Origin of the sequence: Vibrio rumoiensis 1S-45, assembly GCF_000286955.2 — a bacterium.
Taxonomy (GTDB): Bacteria; Pseudomonadota; Gammaproteobacteria; order Enterobacterales; family Vibrionaceae; genus Vibrio; species Vibrio rumoiensis_A.
In genome coordinates, this window is the sequence record NZ_AJYK02000080.1 from 1 (window position 1) to 8,311 (window position 8,311).

Genomic DNA, 8,311 nt, shown 5'->3' on the forward strand with positions numbered 1-8,311 from the left:
TAATTGACTTGAACTTGTAACAACTGATGTTCATTGATATGAACTGAATAGTTATTGGTGATTACTGTATGAATCCAATGATTTTATGGTTAATCATTCTGGTTTTATTGTTATTTTCGATATTTTATTCTTTATGTTTTTGCGGTAAGGCACTGTTAAATCTTGGTTTTTCAAATGTATCGATGTAAGTAAAATGCTATCAATTAATCATAACTGCATGTTTTTCAATGGTTTTATGTTTTTTTTGTTATTTATATGTTTTTTTTTATTAAATTTGACACTTTTAGGGAACTTATTGCAATCTTTGGGTGCGAATCAGATGTACTGCTTAGAAGTGGAAAACTTCTGGGCATAAAATAATAAAGAAAGGAATCCCAAAGGGAATTTCAAATTAAATTAAAGGCAGTGGATTATTATGAAAAAAACTCTTTTAGCGTTAGCTGTTTCAACAATAGCTTTTGCAGGTTCAGTAAATGCAGCTGAGCTTTATTCTAGCGATACAACATCAGTTAAGCTTTCAGGTGAAGTTGATACATACCTTAAAACAGGTGATTTGAAGTTTGAGGGTCAACCAAAAGATAAGTCTGATCCTAATGCTGCTATCTGGGCTAAAACTCAGTTTGATGTTGATTATAAAATTAGTACTAATAATACTGCGTTTTTATCTTTTGAAGTCGAAGGTGATGGAGATGCAGGTGCGAAATTTGATGATGTATATGCAGGTTTTACTAACAACACGTTTGGTACCTTCACTATTGGTGAAGCTGGTGATTCGTTTGATGCGCTAGAAAAAACGGATATCACGAATGAAGGTATTTATGCAGGTACTATCGAGAGTGAAGATAGCAGTAACGCTATACGTTGGCAGAAAGCATTTGGTGGATTAGCTCTATCAGCAGATGCTCAAACGAATACTGATAGTGATGATAATGTATATGCACTTTCAGGTGACTGGACTATTACTGATGCATTTTCTGTTGGTGCAGGTTATGCAACTAGCGGTTCTGATGCTTATACTACCGCGCTTTCTGCTTCTGCTCAATTTGGTGATTTATATCTAGCTGCTAGTGCTTCGCAATACAAGAATTTTGGTGGTGATTTCGAATTTACTGGTGAGACAGAAAAAACTTTTAATGTTGATATCACTGAAGGTAATACGTACGGTATTGCTGCTGCTTATCAAATGAACGAAACACGTTTTTACGGTAGTTACGCTTTGGTTGATGATGATACAGATGTGAAATTCAATGCTTATACTGTTGGTATAGATCATTCTATCATTGATAATGTACTGGTTTTTGTTGAATATACTGGTGTAACTGGTGATGATACCACTGGTAATGATACCACTGGTAACCTATACATGCTTGGTGCATACTTAACATTCTAATGTTAGAGTTAAATTAACTATTTAATAGTTCAAAAAAGTCAGCATTTGCTGACTTTTTTTGTATATAGGGATGATTGATCAATGAAGAGAATCTTATTATTTTTAGTTGCTATAATTTCAACTAATGCTGTTGCAAGTGTTTTAACAATAGAATCAGGGATTAAGGTTGTAATGATTAATGGTCAAAAGGTGGAAGAAGGGATTCCACTTTTACTGACTGATGGGCAAAATCAAGTGGTTGCTGAGTTCTCGGGGCGATTAGTAAATAAAGGGAAAACGGAATTTATATCGACACCTCCATATGTAATGACTTTTAATCTCTCCCAAAGTAGTGACGGAACATTAAATCTTAAACCTTCCACATTTAGTGATTTACAAGCTGCCATAGATGATAATAGTGATATTTTTGAGTTTGGTAACCTGAAAGTAACACTACTTAAGCAGGATAAACTTCCTAAAAACGATTCTTTTATGCCATATTCAGACGTTCCTCAGCTAGTGGCAAACTACAATGCTGAGCATGGGTTTCCTTTTGGAATTGTTGAACAACAGCAAAAAGTCGCTTTAGAATCAAAAGAATCATTAAATAACTTGAAATATTGGTATCAGCAAGCATCAAAACAAGAGAAAGCAGAATTTAAATATTGGATAAATGCACAATAAAGCCAGCGTTGAGCAATTATCTTGCGAAGAAATCGTTTGCTATTTCTTCGCATATTGCTGATTTCCTATTTGATGACTACAATTTGCATCTCTGTTCATAACACACTTAACTACTATGAAATTCCCTGGCCAACGTAAATCGAAACACTATTTTCCAGTTGATGCTCGCGACCCGCTTGTAAGTCAAGCTCAAGAGAGCAAGCAAATGTCTAGCACTCACATTATTGGTATCGATCAAACTTTAGTTGATATTGAAGCGAAAGTGAGTGATGAATTTATTGAAAAGTATCAATTAAGCAAAGGGCATTCATTAGTTATTGATGATGAAAAAGCAGAAGCTTTGTATAACGAACTTAAACAGTTTGAATTAATCACTGACGAATTTGCTGGTGGGACGATAGGGAATACGTTGCACAATTACTCAGTGTTAGCCGATGATACGTCTACTTTGTTAGGAGTAATGAGCAGCAATATTAAAATTGGCAGCTATGGCTACCGTTATGTGTGTAAAACGTCTAGCCGAATGAATTTAGATTACTTACAAGCCGTTGATGGGCCAATAGGGCGCTGCTTTGCGTTAATCAGTGAGAATGGCGAGCGTACTTTTGCGATCAGTGAAGGAAAAATGAATCAGTTGTTGCCTAGCAGCATACCGGAAGAAATTTTTGCAGATGCCTCTGCATTGGTATTGACAGCGTATTTAGTACGTTGCAAACCAGGCGATCCGATGCCAGAAGCGACGATGAAAGCGATTGAATACGCTAAAAGATACGATGTCCCAGTGGTTCTTACATTGGGAACAAAATATGTTATTCAAGATGACCCTCAATATTGGCGTGAGTTTATTCAAGAAAATGTTTCCGTTCTTGCCATGAATGAAGAAGAGGCAGAAGCGTTAACTGGGGAACACGACCCATTACTGGCATCCGATAAGGCATTGGATTGGGTAGATATGGTGCTTTGTACTGCAGGTCCTGTTGGGTTGTATATGGCAGGTTATACTGAAAATGAAGCGAAGCGACAAACTACGCTACCTTTATTGCCGGGGTCCATTGCGGAATTTAACCGTTATGAATTCAGTCGTCCGACGATTCGTTCTTTGTGTATTGATCCTATTAAAGTTTATTCACATATTGCGCCGTATATGGGTGGGCCTGAAAAAATTAAGAATACCAATGGGGCAGGTGATGCTGCATTATCGGCTATTTTGCATGATATGGCTGCTAATAAGTACCACAAAGAAAATATCCCGAATTCGAGTAAACATGAATTTCCATTTTTAACTTACTCATCTTTCTCGCAAGTCTGTAAGTATGCCAATCGAGCTAGCTATGAAGTTTTGGCGCAGCATTCTCCAAGGCTGTCTCGTGGCTTACCGGAAAAAGAAGATAGTTTAGAAGAAGCATATTGGGAACGCTAATGGGTATTTAATAAATCTATACCCAGTTACTTGGGGGTAGATATAAAAAAGGGAGCATTAATTGCTCCCTTTTTGATTTGCCTAAATGAGCAAGAAATTACTTGATTAGGAACTCATCGATTGATTTGCCTGAATCTAGTGCCTCTTGAATAGCAGAAGGTGTACGACCTTGGCCTGTCCAAGTTTTTAATTCACCATTTAGCATGTATTCATACTTTGCAGGTCGAGGTTGGCGCTTTTTACGCGCTTTAGTTTTGGTTTCACTACCATTCATTGCTGCAATTAAATCTTCAAGATCAATACCATCTTTTGCGATCATTTTTGCATATTCAGCTAGTTTAGCTTCGCGTTCTGCTTGCTCAGCAAGTTCTTGTTCTTCCACTTCTTTTCTTTCTGAAACAACAGTTGTTAATTTTTCTAGCAATTCTTCAAGTTCTTGAAGAGTGAATTCTTCACGAGTAAATGCACGAAGGCTACGAATATTTAATAGGGCTGATTTTTTTATCTCTGGCATGATTATTCCTATTGCGACGATAAGTTCTTAATAAATTTATATCTATCGCCTATCTTATGAATAAAGTAGACAATAGTTAACATCATTTTATAAGCGATAATTTATTTAGTCAAAAATATATTGCTTTAGCTGTTCGAACGTAATAGTTAAAATAAGTTCAACTAAATAATAAGGAATATTTAAACAAGTTTAAATTCAACCCAATTGTGATTATAAATTTGCTTCAATATTACGACTAAGTTTTAAATAGTACTTTTAACTTGCCATTTTTCCTTCGATCATTACAATGATGCGCATCTTTCTATTACACCTCGTGATTAGGCTGCAACCTTCCTTTTTATGAGAGAAATGTTTTAGTTTGATGTAGAGGCGCGATATTTATCAGTAGTTCATAAGAGGGTGATACCTATGATGATGAATGAAAGGGGATATCGCCGAAGTAGGTATCGCTGGTAAATAATTCAGCTAAGCTTATCAAGCTGCTTACTGGGGTTACGCCGAATAGGTGTAACACTGCCATAGTTTGTGCGAATTTATTTTTGATGTTGTGGTTAAATATCAAACGAATAGATTGCGCAGTATTTTTATACTATGGAGCGCTACTGTAGGCTTTAAAAGTTTAGCTTTTAGTGTTTATTTCAAGATGTTTTATTGTTTTACGACGGTGTTTCTTCAACAATATCCCTTCTGCAGTAGATCTCTGACCAAATTTGGTTTTATTAGATCATGAACTTAATAGATTTTACTTCCTCTCCCGAGTCATTGTTACCTCCTGTAATTGCATTGACAATGGCAATCTTAACTCGCCGAGTGTTGTTATCACTTGGTGTGGGTATTTTATTTGGTGGGCTTTTATTAACCGGTTTTTCTTTTGGCAACACGGTTGACTATATTAGTGCCACTGTTCTAGGGGTATTTGTTAGCGATGGTAGTTTAAACTGGGACAGCATTTTCATTTTACTTTTCTTAATCTTACTGGGTATGACAACTGCGTTATTAACTTTGTCAGGTGGAACATATGCGTTTGCAGAATGGGCACAAAAGAGGATTAAAAGTAAACGTGGTGCTAAATTATTAGCCGCTTGGTTAGGCGTATTTATTTTTATTGATGATTATTTTAATAGTTTAGCCGTTGGTGCAATAGCAAGACCAGTAACAGATCGTTTTTATGTATCTCGGTCAAAACTTGCTTATATATTAGATTCCACAGCTGCACCAATGTGCGTGATTATGCCAGCCTCAAGTTGGGGTGCATATATTATGACAGTGGTGAGTGGTATTTTAATATCTCACGGTATTACAGAGTATTCTGCGTTAGGTGCTTATGTTCGTCTTATTCCAATGAACTATTATGCTATTTTTGCTTTGTTAATGGTATTTGCAGTTGCTTGGTTTGATCTTAATGTTGGTCCAATGCGTAAGCATGAGTTGGCTGCCACTCAAGGAAAAACTGATGACAAAGATGAAAATGCTCCTGATCTAACAGAAGAATCTGAAATCAACGAGAGTAAAACGGGTACGGTTTCAAATTTAATTTTACCTATTGTTGCTTTAATCATTGCCACTGTCTATTTCATGATCAGCTCTGGCGCAGAGGTATTATCAGCTGATGGTCATCCATTTAGTCTATTAAAAGCATTTGAGAATACTAATGTAGGTCAATCTTTGTGTTACGGCGCATTAGTTGGGTTGGTCGTGGCATTAGGAACTGTGCTAAGGCAAAAGATACCAATGAAAGATGTGTCGTTCACACTGTGGATTGGTGCCAAGTCTATGTTTGGTGCAATTTTGATTCTTGCTTTTGCGTGGACGATTGGCGCGGTCATTAAAGATATGGGGACAGGAGCGTATCTATCTACCTTGGTTGAAGGGAGTATTGGTAATCATTGGCTGCCTGTTCTGTTGTTTTTGTTATCCGGTGTGATGGCTTTCTCGACAGGCACATCTTGGGGAACATTTGGCATTATGCTACCGATTGCCGGAGATCTTGCTGGTGCGACAGATTTAGCACTAATGTTACCAATGTTAAGTGCGGTTTTAGCCGGTTCAGTATTTGGCGACCATTGTTCACCAATATCAGACACCACAATATTGTCTTCAACCGGTGCTCGTTGTAATCATATTGATCATGTTTCAACACAGTTGCCGTATGCGCTAGCGACAGCATCCGTTTCAGTGGTTGGCTTTATTGTGCTTGGTTTAACCGATTCGACAGTAATGGGGCTTGTTGCCGCATCAGTGGCTTTTGTGATTTGTTGTTTTATGATGTCAGTAGCGTCAAAAGCAAAAATTAAACAAAACGTTGCTTGATAATTGAGCGAATATGAGAGAAAAAAGCCGTGTCCTTAAAATAGATGCGGTTTTTTGTATTGAGAAATAAAAATATCAATAAAAATTCATATTTAATGGTTGAAAAAATTAGCACAGTTAGTTAGTGTGAATACATTAGAACTGAGATTATAAAGCGAATAAACATGCGTACATTAGATATGAACATTCATCATCACCATCATCCTGTTTTATCTTGCGGGTGAGTGTATGCATCCGGAAGATATCTCTTCCGGCGCTGAATCAGTAAAAAGATTCAAACCCTCGGAAGAGTTTTCTCTCCGGGGGTTTTTTCATTTATAGACTTAAAAATATAACTTTGATTTTACAGGGATAGAGTAATGCAAAATACAAGACTAAGAATTGCGATTCAAAAGAAAGGCCGTTTAAGCAAAGAGTGTCAATTATTGCTTAAAAAGTGTGGCGTGAAATTCAATATCGCCGGTGAGCGTTTAGTGGTTCACAGTGAAAATATGCCAATCGACTTATTACTGGTTCGTGATGATGATATCCCAGGCTTGATCATGGATGGCGTGGTTGATTTAGGCTTCATTGGTGAAAATGAATTAGAAGAAGTTCGTCTTGATCGCAAAGCATTGGGTGAACCTTGCGAATTTAATGCACTACGTCGTTTAGATTTTGGTGGTTGCCGTTTATCTATTGCTATTGATAAAGACAGCAGTTACAGCGGCCCTCAGGATCTTGCTGGTAAACGTATCGCGACCTCTTATCCACATTTATTAAAAAGTTACATGGACGAGCAGGGCATTACGTTCAGCACTTGCATGCTTACAGGCTCAGTGGAAGTGGCGCCACGTGCAGGGCTTGCCGAATGCGATTGCGGATTTAGTTTCAACTGGTGCAACGCTTGAAGCCAATGGTTTGAAAGAAGCTGAGGTCATTTTCCGCTCTAAAGCGACGCTTATCCAACGTAATGGGGATTTTTCTGCTGAGCAAACGGCATTGATAGAGAAGTTACTCACTCGCATGCAGGGCGTTATCCAAGCCAAAGAATCTAAATACATTATGTTGCATGCGCCTGCCGATAAATTAGAGCAAATTAAAGCTTTGCTACCTGGCGCTGAGGATCCAACGGTATTGCCACTTTCTCAAGAAAAAAACCGTGTTGCGGTACATTTGGTTAGCACAGAAAATTTATTCTGGGAAACCATGGAAGGGCTTAAAGCGTTAGGCGCTAGCTCTATTTTGGTGTTGCCAATTGAGAAAATGATGGAGTAAGCCGTATGAAAACTGTGGTTTGGCAATCATTAAGTGAAGATCAACAAAATGCAGTTTTAGAGCGCCCAGCGATTAGCGATGGCGCGAATATCACGAGCATTGTGACAGAGGTTCTTGATCAAGTTCGACAAGGTGGTGATGAGGCGTTAAAAGCGTTAACGGCAAAGTTCGACAAAGTTGAGCCTGCTTCTATTCGAGTGACTGAGCAAGAAATTGACGCAGCGTCTTCTCGCTTGTCTGAAAAAATGAAACAAGCATTAGAACAAGCACACAAAAATATTTCTTTGTTCCATAAAGCGCAAAAAATGCAGCCTTTACGTGTCGAAACCCAACCTGGCGTGGTGTGTGAATTAGTGACACGCGCGATTAATAAAGTGGGTCTTTACATTCCTGGCGGCAGCGCACCATTACCTTCAACCGTATTAATGTTAGGCGTACCTTCCCAAATCGCAGGGTGTCGTAAAGTGGTGCTATGTTCACCACCACCGATTGCCGATGAAATTTTATACGTTGCCAAGTTATGTAATATTGATGAAGTTTACAATGTTGGTGGGGCGCAAGCGGTGGCAGCTATGGCTTATGGAACAGAAACCGTTGCTAAGGTCGATAAAATCTTTGGTCCGGGGAATGCGTTTGTGACCGAAGCAAAGCGTCAAGTTAGCAACGATTTTCGTGGTGCTGCGATTGATATGCCGGCTGGTCCTTCTGAAGTTTTAGTGATCGCAGATGAAACAGCCGATGCGGATTTTGTGGCGGC

General features: G+C 38.3%; 6 protein-coding genes, 1 pseudogene, 1 riboswitch and 1 other annotated feature. Of the genes and pseudogenes, 6 read left to right on the forward strand and 1 reads right to left on the reverse strand.

Translation table 11 applies throughout. The annotated features are described in order from the left end of the window. The first annotated feature begins 415 nt into the window (after nt 1–415). From A1QC_RS10440 to A1QC_RS10450, 3 genes are all read left to right on the forward strand, one after another. Entirely contained in the window at nt 416–1,390 is a 975-nt protein-coding gene (locus A1QC_RS10440; RefSeq protein ID WP_017026100.1) for a porin, read from the forward strand. Between the two features lie 81 nt (nt 1,391–1,471). Next, nucleotides 1,472–2,053, forward strand: coding sequence for a DUF2057 family protein (locus A1QC_RS10445; RefSeq protein WP_017026101.1), 582 nt, complete (start codon nt 1,472–1,474; stop codon nt 2,051–2,053). 115 nt (nt 2,054–2,168) lie between these two features. Further along, on the forward strand, nt 2,169–3,473 hold the full coding sequence (locus tag A1QC_RS10450; protein ID WP_017026102.1) for an inosine/guanosine kinase: 1,305 nt from the start codon (nt 2,169–2,171) through the stop codon (nt 3,471–3,473). 97 nt (nt 3,474–3,570) lie between these two features. Here the strand turns inward: A1QC_RS10450 and A1QC_RS10455 are convergent, their stop codons facing one another. Continuing rightward, nucleotides 3,571–3,987: an H-NS family nucleoid-associated regulatory protein gene (locus tag A1QC_RS10455; RefSeq protein ID WP_017026103.1), complete on the reverse strand. Its 417-nt coding sequence runs from the start codon at nt 3,985–3,987 to the stop codon at nt 3,571–3,573. Nucleotides 3,988–4,343: 356 nt separating this feature from the next. Beyond that, nucleotides 4,344–4,597, forward strand: a riboswitch (Lysine riboswitch). A 116-nt stretch (nt 4,598–4,713) separates the two neighbouring features. On the opposite strand from A1QC_RS10455, the gene A1QC_RS10460 reads away from it, so the two are divergent. The 3 genes and pseudogenes from A1QC_RS10460 to hisD form a co-directional block, all read left to right on the forward strand. Continuing rightward, nucleotides 4,714–6,297 carry a Na+/H+ antiporter NhaC family protein gene (locus A1QC_RS10460; RefSeq protein ID WP_026025952.1) on the forward strand — a complete coding sequence of 528 codons (1,584 nt, stop codon included), beginning with the start codon at nt 4,714–4,716 and terminating at the stop codon, nt 6,295–6,297. Nucleotides 6,298–6,484: 187 nt separating this feature from the next. After that, nucleotides 6,485–6,612 (forward strand) — a sequence feature (His leader region). A 44-nt stretch (nt 6,613–6,656) separates the two neighbouring features. Continuing rightward, nucleotides 6,657–7,554, forward strand: a pseudogene (hisG, locus tag A1QC_RS10465) (ATP phosphoribosyltransferase). A 5-nt stretch (nt 7,555–7,559) separates the two neighbouring features. After that, nucleotides 7,560–8,311, forward strand: a 752-nt coding sequence (gene hisD / locus A1QC_RS10470) for a histidinol dehydrogenase (RefSeq protein ID WP_017026105.1), incomplete at its 3' end; no start/stop codon positions are given.

Excerpts from the sequence above, each read along its gene's own strand:
- A1QC_RS10440 (WP_017026100.1), top strand. The coding sequence starts at position 416 with ATGAAAAAAACTCTTTTAGCGTTAGCTGTTTCAACAATAGCTTTTGCA.
- A1QC_RS10455 (WP_017026103.1), bottom strand. The coding sequence starts at position 3,987 with ATGCCAGAGATAAAAAAATCAGCCCTATTAAATATTCGTAGCCTTCGT.
- A1QC_RS10450 (WP_017026102.1), top strand. The coding sequence starts at position 2,169 with ATGAAATTCCCTGGCCAACGTAAATCGAAACACTATTTTCCAGTTGAT.
- A1QC_RS10460 (WP_026025952.1), top strand. The coding sequence starts at position 4,714 with ATGAACTTAATAGATTTTACTTCCTCTCCCGAGTCATTGTTACCTCCT.
- A1QC_RS10445 (WP_017026101.1), top strand. The coding sequence starts at position 1,472 with ATGAAGAGAATCTTATTATTTTTAGTTGCTATAATTTCAACTAATGCT.